Genomic DNA, 19,080 nt, shown 5'->3' with positions numbered 1-19,080 from the left:
TGTTGGAATCAAAGAACGAGTGTCGCTCTATCCAGTTTTGCTGACGCTGTCGATTGCGACAAGGCTTGGCGCAGAAGAGAGATGTGGCCGCGGTGCAGCCAGAAGCCGTCGATTTACTTCGGCAGGAAGGCGCTGACCGCATGACGGTCGGCATTGGCAGCCGGGGCTTCCTTGCTGAGGCGGCTATATTCGCCAGAGGCGCGCACGGCGGTGCCGATATCGGCAAGGAGGACCCGGAGCGAGCGGATAGGTGCTGTCATATTCGGATACCTTTCATCTTTGCCTGTGTTCATCTTAATTTGATAGTCAGACAAGGGTGCGCCCGATTGTGCGGGCCTAAAAATCAACGCTGAACGAATTCCGCAAAAATCTGAGCCGGGCGTGTCTTGTGGCCATAGCCTGCAGCGGTCATCTGTTCGTTCGCAGCCGAGCCGAAGCTGTTGAAGGGCGTGCGGAGCGCCGAGCCGGCGTGGCGGAGCGTTTCAAAACTCGAATGCAGAGGGCGAAAACGGGTCGTCATGGTTCAATTCCTTATTCCAGTCCTCCCGTCGTTCTATATTGCACTGCAACATCGATTCCGCAACGGACGCGTTCGCGTTGCTGGTATGCGCAATCCGCATGGCTTTTTTCATCGTTTGTTCACAAATCAGGCAAGTGGAGGATTCAGGCGGTCTTAACCACGAATCCGGGCGCGAAAGGCCAGAAGATCCTGCCAGGCGAGCCGCTTGCTGGCCGGTGCCGAGGTCAGGTCCTGCGGGTGCAGGGTGGCAAGGGCGGGCACCGTGGCTCCGCCTACCTTAATGTCACGCCATTCGCCGCGCATGTGATGGATCATTTCGTTGCCACCGAAGAAGAAACGGGCGGCGAAATTGCCGAGGATCAGCAGGTGGCGCGGCTCGCTCAGCGCGATCTGGCGTTCGATGAACGGACGGCAGATGTCGGTTTCACGCGGCGAGGGCGGGCGGTTTCCCGGCGGCCGCCACGGGATGACATTGGTCAAGAGCACGGATGTCCGGTCAAGCCCGATGGCTGCCAGCATGCGTTCAAGCATCTGGCCTTGCTTGCCCGAAAAAGGAACCCCTTCGCGATCGTCGTCGCCGTTCGGCACCGGGCCGATCACCAGGATACCGGAGGAGGGATTGCCGTCGGCAAACACCATGTTGCGGGCGCTGTTTCTGAGGTTGCAGCCTGAAAAGGCCTCCATGGCGCTCTTGAGTTCGTCAAGGGAGCGGGCAGACTCGGCCGCAAACCGGGCCTCAGCGATGGCCTGCTCGTCGGGAATGGCCATTTGCGGGACAACTGCCGGTGCCGCCTGCGGCTTGTTGGTGGACCGATTGCCGTTTTCACGCGCGACCGGCGCGCTGGGGGCATCACCACGCTCGGAGACCTGCGTCCGCTGCATGGGTTGCGACGCACTATTGCCGCGCGTAGCCTTCGCCTCAGCAAATTCCGCAAAGCGATCGACAGGCTCGTCTTCCAGCAGCCACTCGATCCCGGCTTCCGCATGAAAATGCAGAAGGGCGGCAAGTTCGGCCGGGCTCATGGTGTCGCTGGAGATCATGGTCTGCTTGTACAGAAGTGAGGGCGGGCAGGGAAGCCTCTTCGGCCTATGCCGCCATTGCCGTCCAGCGTTCGATATCGTCCCGCTCGCCGATCAGCGCCAGTCCATGGGCGATCGAAAGAAGTTCGCCGCCGCTTTCGATGCGGTCGCTGGCAAAACGGTCTTCGAAGATGCGGCGGATGGCCGGCACGAACGAGGTGCCGCCGGTGAGGAAGACCTTGTCGATACCCTCTGGCAATGTGTTGGTGGTGACCAGAACTTCGTCCAGCGCTTCCTCGATGCGGGCGAGATCCGGTGCGATCCAGCTTTCGAAGTCGCTGCGGCGCACGGTCTGCCTGCTCTTCTCGCCCAGTGGCTTGAAGAAGAATTCGGTCTCTTCCTCATGCGATAGCCGCATCTTGGTGGCCGAAATGGCCTGATAGAGCGGGTAACCCTCGTCGTGATCGACCAGATCGACGAAGGCCTCGAGCTTTTCCGGCTCGACAGCGGAGCGCACCAGCTGCTTGAGGTCGGTAAAGTCCTTCAGCGTCTTGAAGATCGACAGCTGGTTCCAGCGGCCGAAATTCGCATAGTAGCTGGAGGGCACGTCGAGCAGCTTGTCGAAACTCTTGAACTGGCTGCCCTTGCCGATCAGCGGCGAAACCACCGTGTCGATGATGCGGAAGTCGAAATGATCGCCGGCGACGCCGACGCCGGAATGGCCGACCGGGACTGCTGTCAGCTTGCCGGCATGGCTTTCAAAGCGGATGATCGAATAGTCGGTGGTGCCGCCGCCGAAATCGGCGACCAGCACGGTCGCGTCCTTCTTGAGGTTCTGGGCAAAGTAAAAGGCCGCCGCCACTGGTTCATAGACATAGTGGACTTCGGGAAAGTCGAAGGACGACAGCGCCCGGTCGTAACGCTCCAGCGCCAGGTTTTCATCCGGGCTTGATCCGGCGAAACGAACCGGCCGGCCGACGACAATGCGCTTGTAATCCTGGTGCCAGCCATCGCCGGCATAGTCGGCAATCCGGGTGAGGAAGGCGCGCATCAGGTCTTCAAAACTGTTGCGCCGGGCAAAGATCAGCGTGCCCTGGAACAGCGGGCTTGCGGCAAACGTCTTGATCGACTGGAGAAAGCGCGCTTCGCCGGGATTGTCGATGAACTGCTGGATCGCCGCCTGGCCTGCCTCGATGGACACGGCGGCAGCACCGAGCTTTGCATGCTTCATGAAGGACAGCGCCGTTCGCATCGAATCGGTGGTGCCGGCCGTGCTTGAAAAGCTCAGTGACTGCGTCGTATCGCCCTTAGAGGCGGCGAGCACCGAATTGGTCGTGCCGAAATCGAAGCCGAGTGCCTTGGCCATGAAAGTCTCCGTCTTAGGTGTCCACCGGCAGGGCGGCAGATGTCGTCTCGCCGGCGCACGCGCAGCCTCGGAATGCCTTGCGGCAGCCGGAATGCGTTTGATGGCGGAGGGCTTGGCTTATTTGGAGGGCGCCTCTTCGCATGGGTCGAAGGCCAAAGCAAGGCAGGATCGTGGAGATGAGTTGCCTGCCGCGCATTTCCTATTTTTGACGTTTACGTGCACGTCATATATTTGTATCCTGCCGCATGACCTCATGCGCAAATGCGCTTGGCTGCCGTCGCAGACTGGCTCGACAAGTCCTGCCGTATTTGCCATGACGGAGGTCAAGAATTGGGAACAAAACCGCGCAAAATAGCCGGGTGCGACTGGAGACGATAAGATGAGCGAGCCACAGGAACTGCCCGAGCGTGAAAGCATGGAATTCGACGTGGTGATCGTCGGGGCGGGGCCGGCCGGTCTGTCTGCCGCCATTCGCCTGAAGCAGGTCAATCCGGAGCTTTCCGTCGTCGTCCTGGAAAAGGGTGCCGAGGTCGGTGCGCATATCCTTTCGGGCGCCGTGGTCGATCCGATCGGCATCGATCGGCTCTTGCCGGGCTGGCGCGAGGAGGAGGGGCATCCCTTCAAGACCAAGGTGACGGACGACCAGTTCCTGCTGCTCGGTCCCGCCGGCTCGATCCGTCTGCCGAATTTTTTGATGCCGCCGCTGATGAACAATCATGGCAATTACATCGTCTCGCTCGGCCTCGTCTGTCGGTGGCTGGCCGAAAAGGCCGAGGCGCTCGGTGTCGAGATCTATCCTGGCTTTGCCGCGACCGAAGTGCTTTACAATGACGACGGCGCCGTCATCGGTGTCGCCACCGGCGATATGGGCGTCGAGAAGAATGGCGAGCCCGGCCCCAACTTTGCCCGCGGCATGGAACTCATCGGCAAATACACGCTGATCGGCGAGGGCGTGCGCGGCTCGCTCGCCAAGCAGCTGATTTCGAAATTCGACCTGTCGAAGGATCGTGAGCCGCAAAAGTTCGGCCTCGGCATCAAGGAGCTCTGGCAGGTCAAGCCTGAGAACTACAAACAGGGCCTGGTGCAGCACTCGTTCGGCTGGCCGCTCGGCATGAAGACCGGCGGCGGCTCGTTCCTCTATCATCTGGAAGACAATCTGGTTGCCGTCGGCTTCGTCGTTCATCTCAACTACAAGAACCCCTATCTCTACCCGTTCGAGGAGTTCCAGCGCTTCAAGACGCATCCCTCGATCCGTGGCACCTTCGAAGGCGGCAAGCGGCTGACCTATGGCGCCCGCGCCATCACCGAGGGCGGCTACCAGTCGGTGCCGAAGCTGACCTTTCCGGGCGGCGCGCTGATCGGCTGTTCGGCCGGTTTCGTCAACGTGCCGCGCATCAAGGGCAGCCACAATGCGGTGCTGTCGGGCATTCTCGCCGCCGAAAAGCTTGCCGATGCGATCGCTTCGGGCCGGGCCAATGACGAGGTCATCGAGATCGAGAACGGCTGGCGTGACAGCGCCATCGGCCAGGACCTGAAGCGGGTGCGCAACGTCAAGCCGCTCTGGTCGAAGCTCGGCACGGCAGCCGGCGTCGCACTCGGCGGTCTCGACATGTGGACCAATACGCTGTTCGGCTTCTCCTTCTTCGGCACGCTGAAACACGGCAAGACCGACGCGCAGGCGCTCGAGCCCGCGTCCATGCACAAGCCGATCGCCTATCCGCGCCCGGACGGCGTCTTGACCTTCGACCGTCTCTCCTCGGTGTTCCTGTCGAACACCAATCACGAGGAAAACGAGCCGGTGCACCTGAAGGTCAAGGATATGGCCCTGCAGAAATCGTCCGAACACGATATCTACGCCGGCCCGTCGACCCGCTACTGTCCGGCCGGCGTCTACGAATGGGTGGAGAAGGATGGCGAGGACGTCTTCGTCATCAACGCCCAGAACTGCGTCCACTGCAAAACCTGCGACATCAAGGACCCCAACCAGAACATCAATTGGGTCCCGCCGCAGGGCGGCGAAGGGCCAGTCTATCCCAATATGTGATGCGTGCCGACGGGGTTGAAGAGGGCTGCTGGAGATTGCTCATCGCTTTCAGCCGGCTTCTGTTGTTTTTGACGCACCTCATTCCTCCGTCATCCCTGACTTGTTCCGGGATCCAGCGCGTTCAAGTCCTTGAACGCAATAGACTCTTTTCACGACGCAGACGCGCCGTGGCTGGATTCCTGTGACAGGCACAGGAATGACGGAGGAGAGTTTTGACGCCCCAACACAATCAAGGCCACTTCGGTGTTAGGCAGGAGGCGGAGAAAAGCTCGCCACCCCTTTCCATTGCCCACAATTTCAACGGGCTTAACCGGGCATTAACCATGTTTTCCCTATTTTCGGTTGCATCAACCGGATCTTAAGGAAACTCACGATGTCGATCTCCCGCCGTGGCCTGCTGCTCGGCTTGTCTGCCCTTCTTGCCGGTTGCGCCACCAACGGACCGAACCATGCAGCCAATTATGCTGCAAAACCGGACGAAAAATTTCCGATGCCGGCCATGCCGCTGGAAAAGATTAAGCCGGAGTTGCGCCGCCAACAGGTGGCCTATTCGACAAAGCACGATGCGGGCACGATTGTCGTCGATACGCCGGCAAGGCGGCTCTATTACATTCTCGGCGACGGGCAGGCGTTGCGCTACGGCATCGGTGTCGGCCGCAACGGCTATGCGCTGGCCGGTTCGGCCACGATCGGCCGCAAGGCCGAATGGCCGACATGGACGCCGACCGACAACATGATCCGCCGCGATCCAGGCAAGAACCTGAAATATGCCGGCGGGGTTCCCGGCGGGCCAAACAATCCGCTCGGCGCCCGCGCGATCTATCTCTATCAGAACGGCAACGACACGATGTTCCGTATCCACGGCACGACGCAGCCCTGGTCGATCGGCCAGGCGATGTCGAGCGGCTGCGTGCGCATGCTCAATCACGATGTCGTCGATCTCTATGAGCGCGCAACCGTCGGCGGTCGCGTCGTCGTCCTGCAGGCCTGAGACGTCGGCCACGCAAAAACGCCCCGGAGAACCAGGCCGCAGAGCTTTGGCTGATATTGCAATGGGGATCAGCGTTTCGCCGAGAAAAGTCCCGTCGATAGCGCAACGCCCAGACCGGTGATGACGGCCGCGCTGATCTCGAACAGGCCGATCTCCTCACCCAGAAACACCCTGCTACCGAGCACCTAACCGGCTTTCCTGCCGGAGCCAGGTTAACTAAAACGCCCGCCGGAGGAAATCCGGCAGGCGTTTCGCAAGCTGATTCTGTTTGACCTAGAAACCCGCCAGCACCAGCTTGCCCTTGGTCCGGCCGGTTTCAATCAACGCATGCGCCTTTTTCAGGTTTTCGGCGTTGATTAGCCCCAAAGTTTCCGTCAGCGTCGAGCGGATCTTGCCGCTATCGACCAGCCGCGCGATTTCGGTGAGAATCCTGTTCTGCTCTTCCATGTCCTTGGTCTTGAACAGCGAGCGGGTGAACATCAGCTCCCAGTGGATGGACACGGCCTTCCGCTTGAATGGCATGACATCCAGCACTTTCGGATCGTCGATCAGCCCGAAACGGCCCTGTGGAGCAATCAGGGCAATGATGTCTTCCAGGTGATCGGCGGTATTTGTGGTGGAGAAGACGAAGGCCGGGGCGCCGAGCGCCAGCTGGTCGATCTGGTGTGCCAGCGGCTTGGAATGATCCAGCACGTGGTGGGCGCCGAGATCATAGGCCCATTTCTGGGTTTCGGGGCGGGAAGCTGTGGCGATCACGGTAAGATTGGTCAGCGTCCGGGCGAGCTGGATGGCGATCGAGCCGACGCCACCGGCACCGCCGATGATCAGGATCGCGTTGGCAGCTCCAGGAACCGGATCGTTGACCTTCAGCCGGTCGAACAGCGCCTCCCAGGCGGTGAGCGAGGTCAGCGGCAAGGCCGCAGCTGCCGGGAAGTCCAGCGTTTCCGGCTTGTTGCCGACGATGCGCTCGTCGACCAGATGAAATTCGGAGTTAGCGCCCGGCCGGTCGATAGCGCCGGCATAGAACACGGCATCACCCGGCTGGAACAGTTTCACGCCGGGACCGACCGCCTTGACGATCCCCGCCGCATCCCAGCCGAGCACTTTCAACTGATCCGGCTCTGGCTTGGCGTTGGCGCGAATTTTGACATCGACGGGATTGACCGAAATCGCTTTGACCTCGACCAGGATGTCCCGGCCTTCCGGCACCGGCACGGGCAGCTCCACGTCGATCAGCGAGGTCTCGGCGGAAATGGCCTGGGGGATCTTGTAGGCAATGGCGCGCACGGCTGGCTCCTTCATGTTTGAACAGAAGCTAAATGCGCATTATGCTGCAATAGCGCAAGAATGCACAACAAGTGTATATAGTACCCAAAAGGATACCGTGAGTGCCACGTGTTCGCCACAAGCTCCTGACCTGTTCTCCCGGCTGCCCGGTCGAAGGCGTGCTGCATCTGATCGATGGAAAATGGAAGGGCGTCATCCTCTATCACCTGTTGGATGGCACGATGCGCTTCAACGAAATCCGCCGCCGCCTGACCAGCGTCACCCAGCGCATGCTGACCAAGCAGCTGCGCGAACTGGAGGCCGACGGCCTTGTCGAGCGCACGGTTTTTGCCGTGGTTCCCCCCAGGGTGGATTACTGCCTGACGCCGCGCGGCCGCAGCCTCGAGCCGGTGATCATGGCGATGAAGCTGTGGGGCGACGAACACATCATGCTGCAGGCGGCAGAATGATTGTGCCGAAAATCGATTAGGGCTTGATCACCCAGGCGTAGCCTAAACGGAAAAGATCGCCATCGCTGCCATAGATATAGGGTAGGGCGATCGTTTGCGGCTGAAGCAGCGGGAGCGTGCCGATGTGTAGCTTCAAACGATTTTCCACCTCCGGCGGAACCTTGGCGCCGTCGTCGTCATTGGCGCGCCAGACAAGCAGGATCGGCTTGCTCGCGGACCAGTCGAACGGCGGGCTGTAGAGCGGGTACGTTTCGGTATCGACCGGTGTATCGGCAAGCTGCATGCGGATATTTCCAGCGAGGAACGCATCTCCCGCAATCACCAGCGCGGGTGTGATGGCGGGTTTCCTGACGATGTCCTCGACAAGCTGCTGATAGGGTACGGTTAGCTTCGGGTGATCGTTTATCGCTCCGGCCGCAACGATACGCAGGACCAGCGATGCCGGAATGAGCACCATCAGCAGCAGGATGACGGGAATGAAGCGCTTCAGAAAATCGCTGTCGTCTATCCCGTACGCGTCGAGCTTCATGCAGATATACAGCGGCAGAATGAACAGCACTGGTGAAACCCAGCGGGTCTTTAGTTCCGCGGTTCCCATGAAGAAGATCAGGAACAGCAGGAAGACCAGAAGGACGGCGAGCATGACCTCGACCAGCCGCGTCCTCGGATTGCCGGCGCGCAGGGCAGGCCAGAAACCTCCGCGTGCAACCGACGCAAAGATCAGCACGGTCAGAGCGCCATAGGCCAAAATGGTCAGCGGCAATTGTGAGAGCCCGCGCAGGATTTGCAACAGCACGCCATCCTGCCCGCCGGACGCGAGCTTCGTGACGGTGTCACGCGAGGCGATATCGAAATTCTGGACGAGCCAAAGACCATGCGGCGCGACGATAAGCAGCGCCACCGCCGCGGTAACGAGGATGCGCCAGTCGAAAATCCGCTGCCGGTAGGCCGGGCTGGCGAGCAGGGCAACGAAGGCGCAGAAACACAGAATCGAGAAATTATACTTCGATATCAGGCCAATACCGATAGCGATGCCGGTCACCAGATAGCTCGTGATCGTCGGCCGGTCGAGCGTGCGAAACAGCCCGAAGAGAAACAGGCAGGCGGCAAAAAGCGAGGCGTTCGAATGGGTGAGGTCGCGTTGTGCCAGCCAGCCGATCTCCGGAATGGTCAGCAAACCGAGCGCTGCAGCGACCGCAAGGCCCTTGCTTGCCAGGACCTGCCGGGCGGCGAGGTAATAGAAGACATAACTCGAAAACAGAAACAGGTTTTTGACGAGGCTAAGCGCAAACAGCGACTGGCCGATTCCGTCGATTACCAGATGTTGTACCCAATTGAAGAATGGCGGCTGGGTATCATATCCCAGAGCATACCATTGGCTCATCAAAATCTGCCCGGCCTCATCCATTTCCAAGGAGTTGGGCAGGGATACACGAGCGATCAGATTGATGAGAAAATACACCGCGATCAGCAGAATGACCGTATTCGGTCGCGCCTGCAGGGTTTTGACGAATTGATTCATGGTTGCGCGTGCCCCGATCGACGATAGACGGACAAATCTGGAAGCGGGCGCGCTATCGTCGCGGTGCAGGTCGCAACAGTCATGTGGAGAATGGCCTTTACACTGAGATCGCGGCGGTTCTACCACACGCGAACGCGTAAACAACAGGCGCTTGGTATTTGTCGCTATAGCCGCGCGGCGGCGCAGCGAAGAATTGCCATTGCCTGCTGTTCACCCTGCAAATCCGCTTTCGCCGTCCCATATAGAGAGGGCCTGCACAATGCAGTTAAGGACAATCAATGAAAATCAAAGCCATTTTCAATCGCGACGGCGGAACGTTTCGCTCGACGGATATGGAAGCCTACAGCGCCAAGGCCACAGAGGTGTTTCGCGCGGCAGGGCATGAAGTCGAAATCGCCGTTGTTGCCGGTTCGGAGATGGAAGAGACACTGCAGCAGACGGCGCAGCGCGATGATCTGGATGCGATGATTGCCGGCGGTGGCGATGGCACGATTTCGGCAGCGGCCGGCGTCGCCTGGAAAAGCGGCATCCCACTTGGTATCGTTCCGGCGGGAACGATGAACCTGTTTGCCCGCGCCCTGAAACTGCCGCTCGATATCTGGAAGGTACTGGACGTGCTGGCCGAAGGCAAAATTGTCGATGCCGATATTGGCAGTGCCGATGGCCGCGCCTTCGTTCACCAGTTTTCCATGGGATTGCATGCCCGCATGGTACGCTACCGCGAATCCTACAGCTTCGCGTCGAGGCTCGGCAAAATCCGCGCCTCGACGCGCGCTGCCGTTGGCGTGATGTTCAATCCGCCGGAATTCGAGATCGAGTTCGAGGTGGACGGCGTTCGCGAGACGCGCGAGGTGTCGGCCATCTCCGTGTCGAACAACCACTTTGGTCAAAATGCGCTGATGTATGCCGATGATGTCACCGGCGGTCATCTCGGCTTTTATACCGCGCCGCCGTTGAAACCGTCAGGCGTCGCCAAGCTGACATTCGATATCCTGCGCGGGAAATTCCGCGAAAGCGCGCTGATTACCGAAATGAGCGTTTCGGCGGTCGACTTGCATTTCCCCAAGGCGCGCCACAAGATCAATTGCGTCATTGATGGTGAGCTTTTGCCGATCGGCCGCGATGTCAGCCTGCGGGTTCATCCGGGCGAACTCAAATTGCTGGTCGGTGCCGGGGATTTAACCCCGGCCTGACGGTCGTGTCAGCTGCCCGAGCCTTCGTGATCGAAGACTTTGCGCACGATATAGGGCGGTGAATCGTTCTCTCCGGAGTAAAGCCGCGCCATCATTTCGGCGAGGATGCCGGTGGTGATCAGCTGCACCGAGGACAGGAACAGCATGACCCCGACGATCAGCATCGGCCTTGCGCCGATATCATTGCCGAACACAAACTTGTCGATGAACAGGTAGAGCAGGATCAGCGCGCTGAGACCACCGGCGAAAAGTCCGATCGACCCGAAGAAATGCCCCGGCCGCGCCTTGTAGCGCATGAAGAACAGCACCGAGAGCAGGTCGAGAATGACCCGGAAGGTTCGGGAAATCCCGTACTTCGATGTTCCGTGCTGGCGGGCATGATGGGTGACCGGCATTTCGCCGATGCGGCTGCTCGGCACCACGCCTGCGACCCAGGCCGGAATGAAGCGGTGCATCTCGCCCATCAGCTTGACCTGCTTGATGATCGAGGCCTGATAGATCTTCAGGCTGCAACCGTAGTCGTGCAGTTTCACGCCGGTGATCTTGCCGATCAGGTAATTGGCGCACCAGGACGGAATCTTGCGCAGGAACAGACCGTCCTGGCGGTTCTTGCGCCAGCCGACCAGAAGATCGAGTTCACGTTCCTCGATGGCCGCGACCATGGCCGGAATATCGCGCGGATCGTTCTGCAGGTCGCCGTCGAGCGTGGCGATCAATCTGCCGGACGCGAGGTCGATACCGGCCTGCATGGCGGCGGTCTGGCCGAAATTGCGCTGCAGCTCGACGATCTTCAGCCGCAGGCCACTCGTCAGTTCCTTGCGGGCGCTGACGAGCGTCCCGTCGGTGCTTCCATCATTGACGAGAATGAGCTCCCAGGGCTTGTCGAAATTTGCCATGGCTTCCCGGATGCGGGTAACCAGCGGTCCGACGCTTTCCTCTTCATTGTAGATCGGCACGACGACGGACAACTCGACCGGCGGGACAGTATCGGTATCTGTCCTGTTTGCTTCCAAGATAGGATCCAAAATCAAAGCCTTTTAAAAATGCTGCAGGTTCTCTCGCCTGGGTTATCGTGATAACCAGCCGTGCCATAGCACCGGACAGGAAAGTACCAAATATATGAATGCAGGAGAGGATGCCAGCCGGGGCTCATGGCTTGTCCGCAACCGGATGACCGCCGTCTCCCTTGTGGCCGTCATCGTCTATGCGGCTTTCATCCAGTGGTTCTGGGGTTGGCCGGTTCTCTTGCGGCAATGGGCCGGCATCGGCCTTGTTCCCGTCCTGTCGGCGCTTCTGCTTCTGGTCGGCACCTATTTCATCCGCTGCTACCGGATATACGACTATTTCCCCAACGAAACGCGGGGCCGTTTCCTGGCGCTTTTGCGGGTCACGCAGGTCCACAACCTTCTCAATATCATGTTGCCCTTCCGGGCAGGGGAAACCAGTTTTCCGATCCTGATGCGTTCGGAGTTTGCCGTCCCCCTGACGCGCAGCACCTCGGCGCTGCTGCTCATGCGGCTTCTTGATCTGCATGCCCTGTTCGCTGCCGCCGGCGTCGGCCTGATCATCGGCCGTGATAGCCAGTCGCTCGGCTGGTTGCTGTGGGGGCTTTTTCTCGTATCGCCGCTGGCGCTGTTCCTGCTGAAAGGCCATGCGCTTGCCGTTCTGCAGCGGCGCCTGCCGGAAAAGCTCGGGCTGCTTTTGGTCGAGGTTGAAGCCGGATTGCCAGCCAATGCGCTGGTATTCGTCAGGGCATGGCTGATGACCGTTCTCAACTGGTCGACGAAGGTCGCCGTGCTCGCCTGGGTGCTGGCCACCATGGGCGTCCTGCCGCTCGCCGCCTGTTTTGGCGGTGCGCTTGGCGGCGAACTGTCGTCGGTCCTGCCAGTGCATGCACCGGCTGGCGTCGGCACCTATCCGGCTGGCATCACGGCAGGCGCAATCTCGTTCGGTGCACCGGCCAAGGGGGCTGCCTTTGACCTTTTGGCCAGCGCCAGCGTCAATGCGCATCTGATGATCGTCGTGTCGGCGGTTGCCGGCACGCTTTTGTCGATTCTGTTGTCGCCGCGCCGCTGAGGACTACTGGAACGCGGTTTCGAAGAAGCTGCGCAGTTTGCGCGAATGCAGCTTTTCCGGCGGCATCGCCGCCAGCTTCTGCAGTGCCAGAATGCCGATTTGCAAATGCTGGCTGACCTGCGTCTTGTAGAAGGCCGTTGCCATACCCGGCAGTTTCAACTCTCCATGCAGTGGCTTGTCTGAAACGCAGAGCAGTGTGCCGTAGGGCACGCGGAAGCGGAAACCGTTGGCAGCAATGGTTGCCGATTCCATGTCGAGCGCGATGGCGCGTGATTGCGACAGCCGCTTGACCGGGCCTCGCTGGTCGCGCAGTTCCCAGTTGCGGTTGTCGATGGTGGCGACGGTGCCGGTGCGCATGATCCGCTTCAGGTCATAGCCCTCATAGCCGGTCACCTCAGCCACGGCATCCTGCATCGCCACCTGAACTTCGGCGAGCGCCGGGATCGGGATCCACACCGGCAGGTCGTCGTCGAGCACGTGGTCTTCGCGCACATAGGCATGGGCAAGAACGTAGTCACCGAGCGTCTGGCTGTTGCGCAGGCCCGCGCAATGGCCGAGCATCAGCCAGGCATGCGGCCGCAGCACGGCGATATGGTCGGTAATCGTCTTGGCGTTCGAAGGCCCGACGCCGATATTGACGACGGTGATGCCGCCATGGCCCTTCTTCTTCAGATGATAGGCTGGCATCTGTGGCAGACGGGCCAGCGTCAGGTCCGAATCGGGCTTGTCCGATCCGGGCTGGGTGGTGATGTTTCCGGGCTCGACGAAGGCGGTGTAGCCGTTGCCGCCGTCGATCATCTGCTGGCGCGCCCAGAGGCAGAATTCGTCGATATAGAACTGGTAGTTGGTGAACAGCACGAAATTCTGGAAATGCGTCGCACTGGTCGCCGTGTAGTGGCTGAGCCGCGCCAGTGAATAGTCGATGCGCTGGGCCGTGAACGGCGCAAGCGGCGAGGGCTCGCCGGGGCCTGGCTCGTAGGCGCCGTTGGCGATCTCGTCGTCGGTGGTGGTCAGGTCCGGCGTATCGAACAGGTCGCGCAGCGGGATATCGATATTCTCCGCCATCGCCGCTTCGACATAGGCGCCTTCGCCGAACGCGAAATGCAGCGGGATCGGGGTGGTCGATTCGGATACGGTCACGCCGACGCCATGGCTGCGGATCAAAAGCCCAAGCTGTTCCTTCAGATAATGCCGGAACAGTTTTGGCCGGGTGACGGTGGTCGTGTAGACGCCCGGCGCGCTGACATAACCATATGACAGGCGCGAATCGACATGGCTGAAGCTGCTGGTCTCGATGCTGACCTGCGGATAGCAGGCGCGGTAGCGCGAGACCGGCGTTCCGGTCCGGCCAAGCTCCGTGAAGGCATCGACCAGGAACTTCGTATTGCGATCGTAGAGCGCCGAGAGTGCGTCCACGGCTGCAAGCGGATCGTCAAACGTCTGCGGTTCGAAAACGTCGGGCGTTGCGATGGAAAGGGCGGAGAGGGAAGAGATTCGATTGTTCATGCGGCATTATAGGATGCCGTTTTTTACAAGCAAACGACAAGATTGGAATGCACAGGCGGTAGTTCAGGAAAAGCCGGTCAGCGCGGTCCGCCGAGGATGACGACAGTGCCGGCAAGGGCGAGTGCGACGCCGGTTGCATCCCATCGATCAGGCCGGGCGCCCTCGACAATCCACAGCCAGGCGAGCGATGCGGCGATATAGATGCCGCCATAGGCGGCGTAGGCGCGTCCGGCTGCCGCCGTTTCGATGAGGGTAAGAAGCCAGGCAAAGAGCGCGAGGCTGGCGATGCCGGGAATGAGCCACCAGATCGGCTTGTCCAGCTTCATCCAAGCCCAGAAGGCGAAGCAGCCGGCTATTTCCGCAAGAGCGGCAAGGGCATAGAAGGCGAATGCGGATATGAGCATGGGGTTCCTTCCTGTGGCTGATTATAGGAAGGCAGTCGATTCAAATGTGCAAGAGCGCGAAGGCGGCGCGGGACCTTAGATCATTGACTGGCGCTGCAGCGTCACGAACAGGACAAGTCCGGCTCCCTGTTTGCCGATCCCAAGGCCGGAGGCCTTGCTGTAGGCGAGCGCACCCACCGGAGCCATCAAAAGGGCTGCGAGCGTCAGCATGCGCAGTGCGATGGTTGCGGAATGGGTGAGGGAGAACATGGTCTTTGATCCTTAGAGCTTGGCTTGTTCGCAGAACTTTGTGGTGTGCACGGTGCAGTCGGCAATCGAGCCGGCATAGTGGTGACGGCGGCGCTGGCTATCGGCGCTGACAGCCGCTGCGAGCGTCAGCGCGAAGACGACCATGAGCATGCTGATGATGGTGAGGCGGCGGGCGAGAATGTCCATGGCTTTGTCCGTTTGGTCAGGTGTGTCGATCGGGGTTCAACTCGATGATGACCTTTTCGCATAGGCAAACTGAACTCTTCCTGAGACCTCGGTTCATCTCCCGTTCATCTTCGTTATCTGCGGAGCCGCTTAAAGACGTTGTGGCGCCAGCCGGCAGCCTCATGCCAGGTAAAGCACCGGGCGCGGGATGACTATTCGGAAAGGTTTGATGAATGCGGGGAATGGCCGGGCGGTAACAAAAAGCGTCGGAAGACGGGACGGTCCAAAGCACTGCCCGGTCAAACGGCACACCGCATATGGATGCTGAATGTCAGAAATGGCTCCGGCGGGCATGCCCGCCGGATGTTCGGCTCGGATTACATCCGTGTCCAGGTCTGAGATTTGCAGAGAATCTTGAGAACGCAGCCCTGCATTTTCAGCGAGGCGCCGCTGATCGATGCATTGCCGCTATAGGTCTTGTCGTTGTTCGGATCGGTGATCTCGCCGGAATAGCTGGCGCCGTTGCCGGCCAGGTTGCCGATGCGCTTTCCGGCATGTTTGCCCGTCTTCAAGGTGATGCAATAGCTGCCGCCGCAGGATGCGATGACGGCGGTCTCGCCGCTGGCCGTCTTCCAGTTGCCGACGATCGGTTCGGCGGCGAAGCCTGCGGTTGCCGTCGCCATCGTCATGGCTGCCGTCAGTATCAATGTACGAATCATCATTTGCCTCCCGTAGAATTCGCCGAATACCGTTGGTTTCGGGCGAAACGTTGCCAGAGCAGGTCTCCTCACCGCTCAATAGCTGGAAAATAGCTTACGCGGACGTAAACGTAAATATGCGCCCGGCCGGTTTTGCGGTGAAAATTCGCGGCAAAATATCGCCTGTCGCGCTGTCTCTTTCCGCGGGGCGAAACAGGCGACCGTTTTGCGTGGTTAGCAATTGGTTGAAATCGCCGCCTGAATTTTCCGTAAAGATTGAGGCAAAAGCCAGCGTTTCCGGGTGGTCCGATGTTTAACAAAAAGCCAAGTTTACCAATCGTTTGAACTTTGTTTGTCTCACATTAATCATGCATTTTAAGCGTGTATTGAAACCACTGCTGCATATTCAAATCCATAAGACGAGCAGGGAAAAACAACCCGCCGACAACCTTCAAGGGGCCAAAGCCGCACAAGACGGCAGCCCCTTCAAGGAGCCTAAAAAAGGCAGATAAAACAGGGACTACGGACGTAACCAACCAGGTAAACAGGGACAGAGACAATGGCACGCTTTGACATTCAGAATGCTTCGGATGCCACAATGGGTGGCGAAAACCGCGCGGACGTCTTTTGCGAAATGGGCTTGATGTATGCAACCGGACGTGGCTGCGATGTCGATCTCGTCGCCGCGCACAAATGGCTGAACATCGCGGCCATCAAGGGATCGGAGCGTGCCGCAGCGCTGCGCGCCGACCTGACGATGACCATGAGCAAGACTGACCTCGCCACGGCCCTGCGCGCCGCCCGCGAATGGATGACAATGCATTGAGACATCATCGCATCAACGACAGGCGGTAGAACCAAGACCTCCGAAGATGAGGCGTGGTTCTACTGCCTGCCGAGCTTTTCCAATACTTTCGGCAAGGCTCCCTCCAAAAGCGCCATGTCCGCCTCCGGTCCGGTGCTGACCCGAATGCAGCGGTTTAACGGCGCAACACCCGGCATGCGGATGAAAATGCCGTGGTCGGCCATCAACCGGTCCACGATTGCCCGCGCAAAGACGGCATCCTTGCCGCAATCAATCGTCACGAAATTTGTTGCCGAGGGCAGGGGCGTGAGCCCGTTGCTGACAGCGATATCGGCGATCCTGCCGCGCGAGGCGGCAATCCTCTCAAGAACCTCAACCAGATAATCTGTGTCCGCCAGTGATGCGACAGCCGCTGCGGTGCCAATTCTGTTCATGCCGAAATGGTTGCGAATCTTATCGAAGGCCTGCGCCGTTCCGGGCGTGCTGATGACATAGCCGACACGGGCGCCCGCCAAGCCATAGGCCTTGGAAAAGGTACGCGTGCGGATCACGTTTGGCATGTCGATCAGCGATTGGATCGAGGGAATGGTGCCAGCCGGTGCGGTCTCGCCATAGGCCTCGTCAAGGATGAGAAGACACGTTTCCGGTAACGCCCGCGCAAAGGCGACGACGCTCTCTGCATCCCACCAGCTACCCATCGGATTGTCGGGATTGGCGAAATAGACGAGCGGCGCATCCTCGCGCTTGACCGCAGCCAACAGGCCGTCAAGATCCTCGCGATCGTTGGCATAGGGAACCGTCACCAACCGGCCGCCATGGCCAGCTACATGAAAATTGAACGTCGGGTAACCGCCAAGCGAGGTGATCACCGGCATGCCGGGCTCGATCACCATGCGAACGATCTGCCCAAGCAGCCCGTCGATGCCTTCACCGATGGCGATATTGTCCGCCTCGGTGCCGAGATGGCCGGCAAGTGCTTTCTTCAGCTCGAAATTTTCCGGATCGTTGTATCGCCAGACCCCTGCGGCAGCCTCCGTCATCGCCGACAGAACCGACGGAGCAGGACCAAAACCGCTCTCATTGGCGCCTATCCGCGCCGCGATCGGGCGGTCACGCTGGCGCTCGATTGCTTCAGGCCCGACAAAGGGAATGGTGGAAGGAAGCGAAGCGACGAGAGGAGTAAATCTGGAAAATGCGGACATGCGGATGATCGAGCCTGACAATGGATGAAATCGTTGCGGAGACTAGCGAGGTTTCGCTATCATGGAAACCAAATCCATCACGTCAGGGGCCGCACCCATAGTAATACGTGCTCAAATTCCGGCGGCTGCTAGTGCTTTTTCAGCTCGCCGCCGGTGAAGAATTCGTAGCGGACGATCTGATGCAGGAATTCCTCGTCGATCGGCTTGATGAAATGCACCTGGATGCGGTTGTCGCGGCGATAAACTTCGGCGCATCCGATTCGCTTCTTGGTGCCGACGATGGTCAGATAATAGTGCTGCGGAAGTCCGATCGTCGTGTTGACGACGAAGCTGGCACCACCGCGCGAAATCTCGGTCATCTTGCAGGTTCGGGTCGAGACGCCGCCAAGCGCCGGCCTGACAGCCATCAACGTGCCCGCCTGTCCGATCTTGAAACGTTCAAAACGCTGCTCGTACAGTTTGGAGCTGACCACGGAATACATTGTCGAGTTCTGCATCGTCACTCCCTCGATAGCGATGGGGCCTGGATGATGAATCCACATTTGCTCCATCGTTTGCGTTCATCGCTCTCACCCTCCTCATGAGAGCAGCGTGCGACGTGTGCAGGATCGGTCAGGGATATTGCAATCCTTTGAAAACATTCCTTAAAAATTTAATGAGGATGTAAATTGACGCACTCTGCCTGTCGCGGTGTCGCGAATCAGGAGGCTGCATCGGCAAAATACCGGCAAGCCAGCAGGCCGCAGCTGGCGGAAAACGCCGTAACAAAGGTGCCCCAGGCCATATCGACCACGCTGACAATCGGCGGCCAGCCTTTCAGCGTCGCCAGATTGGTAATGTCGTAGGTGCCGTAAGCGGCAAGTCCGAGAACGGCCCCATAACCCAACGCTGTGGCGAGGGAACCAGCCTTGACCCCCGGCATAACGGCTAGCAGAACGACGGCCATCGCGAAAAACACATAGAAGATGGAGGCGATAGCGAAGTTCGGAGATGGCAGCATCAGTTCGCCAAGCTGGTTGCGGTAAAACGTCCGTGCCACCAGCCCGAGCCAGATGGCATCGGCAATCAACAGGGACACCAGAGTTCCCGCGTAGGCGATCAGAACAGTTTTCATGATGATTGATCCTCTTTCGCCCTTGCTACGGCAGCCAGCCCTGTGTGGATTGCCACTTGGCGAAAATAGGAGATCCGCTTGTGGTCACCATCCGGCTTTCAGATCAAGCCGCTAGTAAAATTCATCCGGATCAGGCGGCTTACGAATTCCGGAGCCAGTTGCATATTGAAGCGCACGCCGAGTTCGGTTCGGTGCCGATGGACCTGCGAGCAGCCGATCTCCTCCTGAAAGCCGTCGATCTGCAGGAAGAAATGCTTCGGCAGCAGGATATTGGCGTTGAAATCGACCATGGCACCGCCGATGGAAATGTGGCGCAGCAGGCACTGATATTTCGTCTTCGTCTTCAAATGCTGGCCGACCACAAGGATGCGGCAGGGGCGCTCTATATAATAGTGCTTGTAGCTGGTGGTCAGTTGACCCGGTTTTGCCTCCGCGAGATGCATCACCATCGACATGGGAAACTCCGGAA

22 protein-coding genes and 1 pseudogene are annotated in these 19,080 nt (G+C 59.5%); 6 read left to right on the top strand and 17 right to left on the bottom strand.

Annotated features, from left to right (window positions below; all coding sequences use genetic code 11):
- Positions 1 to 113: 113 nt before the first annotated feature.
- The 4 genes from ACP7E0_RS05300 to ACP7E0_RS05285 form a co-directional block, all read right to left on the bottom strand.
- Positions 114 to 260, bottom strand: a complete 147-nt coding sequence (locus ACP7E0_RS05300) for a hypothetical protein (protein ID WP_426123415.1) — start codon at positions 258 to 260, stop codon at positions 114 to 116.
- A gap of 83 nt (positions 261 to 343) precedes the next feature.
- A complete protein-coding gene (locus tag ACP7E0_RS05295) occupies positions 344 to 520 on the bottom strand; it encodes a hypothetical protein (protein WP_113549007.1) in 177 nt (58 codons plus the stop codon).
- Positions 521 to 673: 153 nt separating this feature from the next.
- Positions 674 to 1,561, bottom strand: a complete 888-nt coding sequence (locus tag ACP7E0_RS05290; RefSeq protein WP_426123413.1) for a uracil-DNA glycosylase — start codon at positions 1,559 to 1,561, stop codon at positions 674 to 676.
- 46 nt (positions 1,562 to 1,607) lie between these two features.
- Positions 1,608 to 2,906: an Hsp70 family protein gene (locus tag ACP7E0_RS05285; protein ID WP_426123411.1), complete on the bottom strand. Its 1,299-nt coding sequence runs from the start codon at positions 2,904 to 2,906 to the stop codon at positions 1,608 to 1,610.
- Positions 2,907 to 3,285: 379 nt separating this feature from the next.
- On the opposite strand from ACP7E0_RS05285, the gene ACP7E0_RS05280 reads away from it, so the two are divergent.
- Positions 3,286 to 4,950 (top strand): electron transfer flavoprotein-ubiquinone oxidoreductase, encoded by a 1,665-nt coding sequence (locus tag ACP7E0_RS05280; protein WP_426123410.1) that lies wholly within the window; start codon positions 3,286 to 3,288, stop codon positions 4,948 to 4,950.
- A gap of 373 nt (positions 4,951 to 5,323) precedes the next feature.
- Positions 5,324 to 5,941 carry a L,D-transpeptidase gene (locus ACP7E0_RS05275; protein ID WP_426123409.1) on the top strand — a complete coding sequence of 206 codons (618 nt, stop codon included), beginning with the start codon at positions 5,324 to 5,326 and terminating at the stop codon, positions 5,939 to 5,941.
- 68 nt (positions 5,942 to 6,009) lie between these two features.
- On the opposite strand, the pseudogene ACP7E0_RS05270 reads toward ACP7E0_RS05275, so the two are convergent.
- Together ACP7E0_RS05270 and ACP7E0_RS05265 are read right to left on the bottom strand one after the other, a co-directional pair.
- Positions 6,010 to 6,123, bottom strand: a pseudogene (locus ACP7E0_RS05270) (DMT family transporter); the annotation flags it as partial.
- Positions 6,124 to 6,214: 91 nt separating this feature from the next.
- The gene (locus ACP7E0_RS05265; protein WP_426123407.1) at positions 6,215 to 7,228 is read right to left on the bottom strand and encodes a zinc-binding alcohol dehydrogenase family protein; all 1,014 of its coding nucleotides are present in this window, start codon (positions 7,226 to 7,228) and stop codon (positions 6,215 to 6,217) included.
- Between the two features lie 101 nt (positions 7,229 to 7,329).
- Here ACP7E0_RS05265 and ACP7E0_RS05260 point away from each other — a divergent pair, with 101 nt between their 5' ends.
- Complete coding sequence (locus ACP7E0_RS05260; protein WP_113312597.1) at positions 7,330 to 7,677, top strand: winged helix-turn-helix transcriptional regulator; 348 nt, start codon at positions 7,330 to 7,332, stop codon at positions 7,675 to 7,677.
- 16 nt (positions 7,678 to 7,693) lie between these two features.
- Here the strand turns inward: ACP7E0_RS05260 and ACP7E0_RS05255 are convergent, their stop codons facing one another.
- On the bottom strand, positions 7,694 to 9,199 hold the full coding sequence (locus ACP7E0_RS05255) for a glycosyltransferase family 39 protein (protein WP_426123406.1): 1,506 nt from the start codon (positions 9,197 to 9,199) through the stop codon (positions 7,694 to 7,696).
- A 278-nt stretch (positions 9,200 to 9,477) separates the two neighbouring features.
- Between ACP7E0_RS05255 and ACP7E0_RS05250 the strand changes: the two genes are divergently transcribed.
- Positions 9,478 to 10,392, top strand: a complete 915-nt coding sequence (locus ACP7E0_RS05250; RefSeq protein ID WP_426123404.1) for a diacylglycerol/lipid kinase family protein — start codon at positions 9,478 to 9,480, stop codon at positions 10,390 to 10,392.
- 8 nt (positions 10,393 to 10,400) lie between these two features.
- On the opposite strand, the gene ACP7E0_RS05245 is transcribed toward ACP7E0_RS05250, so the two are convergent.
- Positions 10,401 to 11,405: a glycosyltransferase family 2 protein gene (locus ACP7E0_RS05245; RefSeq protein ID WP_426123402.1), complete on the bottom strand. Its 1,005-nt coding sequence runs from the start codon at positions 11,403 to 11,405 to the stop codon at positions 10,401 to 10,403.
- Positions 11,406 to 11,511: 106 nt separating this feature from the next.
- Between ACP7E0_RS05245 and ACP7E0_RS05240 the strand changes: the two genes are divergently transcribed.
- Entirely contained in the window at positions 11,512 to 12,468 is a 957-nt protein-coding gene (locus ACP7E0_RS05240) for a lysylphosphatidylglycerol synthase domain-containing protein (protein ID WP_426123401.1), read from the top strand.
- 3 nt (positions 12,469 to 12,471) lie between these two features.
- Here ACP7E0_RS05240 and ACP7E0_RS05235 read toward each other — a convergent pair whose 3' ends face one another.
- The 5 genes from ACP7E0_RS05235 to ACP7E0_RS05215 form a co-directional block, all read right to left on the bottom strand.
- Entirely contained in the window at positions 12,472 to 13,974 is a 1,503-nt protein-coding gene (locus ACP7E0_RS05235; protein ID WP_426123400.1) for an AMP nucleosidase, read from the bottom strand.
- A gap of 77 nt (positions 13,975 to 14,051) precedes the next feature.
- Complete coding sequence (locus ACP7E0_RS05230) at positions 14,052 to 14,372, bottom strand: YnfA family protein (protein WP_426123618.1); 321 nt, start codon at positions 14,370 to 14,372, stop codon at positions 14,052 to 14,054.
- 81 nt (positions 14,373 to 14,453) lie between these two features.
- Positions 14,454 to 14,627, bottom strand: a complete 174-nt coding sequence (locus ACP7E0_RS05225) for a hypothetical protein (protein WP_037107001.1) — start codon at positions 14,625 to 14,627, stop codon at positions 14,454 to 14,456.
- A 12-nt stretch (positions 14,628 to 14,639) separates the two neighbouring features.
- A complete protein-coding gene (locus ACP7E0_RS05220) occupies positions 14,640 to 14,813 on the bottom strand; it encodes a hypothetical protein (protein ID WP_113312591.1) in 174 nt (57 codons plus the stop codon).
- A 356-nt stretch (positions 14,814 to 15,169) separates the two neighbouring features.
- A complete protein-coding gene (locus ACP7E0_RS05215; RefSeq protein ID WP_426123617.1) occupies positions 15,170 to 15,511 on the bottom strand; it encodes a DUF2147 domain-containing protein in 342 nt (113 codons plus the stop codon).
- Positions 15,512 to 16,049: 538 nt separating this feature from the next.
- Between ACP7E0_RS05215 and ACP7E0_RS05210 the strand changes: the two genes are divergently transcribed.
- A complete protein-coding gene (locus tag ACP7E0_RS05210; protein ID WP_426123398.1) occupies positions 16,050 to 16,316 on the top strand; it encodes a sel1 repeat family protein in 267 nt (88 codons plus the stop codon).
- A 59-nt stretch (positions 16,317 to 16,375) separates the two neighbouring features.
- On the opposite strand, the gene ACP7E0_RS05205 is transcribed toward ACP7E0_RS05210, so the two are convergent.
- From ACP7E0_RS05205 to ACP7E0_RS05190, 4 genes are all read right to left on the bottom strand, one after another.
- Positions 16,376 to 17,497, bottom strand: coding sequence for a pyridoxal phosphate-dependent aminotransferase (locus tag ACP7E0_RS05205; protein ID WP_426123396.1), 1,122 nt, complete (start codon positions 17,495 to 17,497; stop codon positions 16,376 to 16,378).
- A gap of 128 nt (positions 17,498 to 17,625) precedes the next feature.
- Entirely contained in the window at positions 17,626 to 17,994 is a 369-nt protein-coding gene (locus ACP7E0_RS05200) for a PilZ domain-containing protein (RefSeq protein WP_426123395.1), read from the bottom strand.
- 203 nt (positions 17,995 to 18,197) lie between these two features.
- Positions 18,198 to 18,611 (bottom strand): DUF2177 family protein, encoded by a 414-nt coding sequence (locus ACP7E0_RS05195; RefSeq protein ID WP_426123394.1) that lies wholly within the window; start codon positions 18,609 to 18,611, stop codon positions 18,198 to 18,200.
- A 98-nt stretch (positions 18,612 to 18,709) separates the two neighbouring features.
- Positions 18,710 to 19,066, bottom strand: a complete 357-nt coding sequence (locus ACP7E0_RS05190; RefSeq protein WP_426123392.1) for a PilZ domain-containing protein — start codon at positions 19,064 to 19,066, stop codon at positions 18,710 to 18,712.
- Between the last annotated feature and the right edge of the window lie 14 nt (positions 19,067 to 19,080).

Source organism: Pararhizobium sp. PWRC1-1 (genome assembly GCF_049897905.1).
Lineage (GTDB): Bacteria > Pseudomonadota > Alphaproteobacteria > Rhizobiales > Rhizobiaceae > Pararhizobium.
This window is presented reverse-complemented; position numbering and strand designations above follow the sequence as displayed.

Excerpts from the sequence above, each read along its gene's own strand:
- ACP7E0_RS05300 (WP_426123415.1), bottom strand. The coding sequence starts at position 260 with ATGACAGCACCTATCCGCTCGCTCCGGGTCCTCCTTGCCGATATCGGC.
- ACP7E0_RS05295 (WP_113549007.1), bottom strand. The coding sequence starts at position 520 with ATGACGACCCGTTTTCGCCCTCTGCATTCGAGTTTTGAAACGCTCCGC.
- ACP7E0_RS05290 (WP_426123413.1), bottom strand. The coding sequence starts at position 1,561 with ATGATCTCCAGCGACACCATGAGCCCGGCCGAACTTGCCGCCCTTCTG.
- ACP7E0_RS05285 (WP_426123411.1), bottom strand. The coding sequence starts at position 2,906 with ATGGCCAAGGCACTCGGCTTCGATTTCGGCACGACCAATTCGGTGCTC.
- ACP7E0_RS05280 (WP_426123410.1), top strand. The coding sequence starts at position 3,286 with ATGAGCGAGCCACAGGAACTGCCCGAGCGTGAAAGCATGGAATTCGAC.
- ACP7E0_RS05275 (WP_426123409.1), top strand. The coding sequence starts at position 5,324 with ATGTCGATCTCCCGCCGTGGCCTGCTGCTCGGCTTGTCTGCCCTTCTT.
- ACP7E0_RS05255 (WP_426123406.1), bottom strand. The coding sequence starts at position 9,199 with ATGAATCAATTCGTCAAAACCCTGCAGGCGCGACCGAATACGGTCATT.
- ACP7E0_RS05250 (WP_426123404.1), top strand. The coding sequence starts at position 9,478 with ATGAAAATCAAAGCCATTTTCAATCGCGACGGCGGAACGTTTCGCTCG.
- ACP7E0_RS05240 (WP_426123401.1), top strand. The coding sequence starts at position 11,512 with ATGAATGCAGGAGAGGATGCCAGCCGGGGCTCATGGCTTGTCCGCAAC.
- ACP7E0_RS05235 (WP_426123400.1), bottom strand. The coding sequence starts at position 13,974 with ATGAACAATCGAATCTCTTCCCTCTCCGCCCTTTCCATCGCAACGCCC.
- ACP7E0_RS05225 (WP_037107001.1), bottom strand. The coding sequence starts at position 14,627 with ATGTTCTCCCTCACCCATTCCGCAACCATCGCACTGCGCATGCTGACG.
- ACP7E0_RS05220 (WP_113312591.1), bottom strand. The coding sequence starts at position 14,813 with ATGGACATTCTCGCCCGCCGCCTCACCATCATCAGCATGCTCATGGTC.
- ACP7E0_RS05215 (WP_426123617.1), bottom strand. The coding sequence starts at position 15,511 with ATGATTCGTACATTGATACTGACGGCAGCCATGACGATGGCGACGGCA.
- ACP7E0_RS05210 (WP_426123398.1), top strand. The coding sequence starts at position 16,050 with ATGGCACGCTTTGACATTCAGAATGCTTCGGATGCCACAATGGGTGGC.
- ACP7E0_RS05205 (WP_426123396.1), bottom strand. The coding sequence starts at position 17,497 with ATGTCCGCATTTTCCAGATTTACTCCTCTCGTCGCTTCGCTTCCTTCC.
- ACP7E0_RS05200 (WP_426123395.1), bottom strand. The coding sequence starts at position 17,994 with ATGCAGAACTCGACAATGTATTCCGTGGTCAGCTCCAAACTGTACGAG.
- ACP7E0_RS05195 (WP_426123394.1), bottom strand. The coding sequence starts at position 18,611 with ATGAAAACTGTTCTGATCGCCTACGCGGGAACTCTGGTGTCCCTGTTG.
- ACP7E0_RS05190 (WP_426123392.1), bottom strand. The coding sequence starts at position 19,066 with ATGTCGATGGTGATGCATCTCGCGGAGGCAAAACCGGGTCAACTGACC.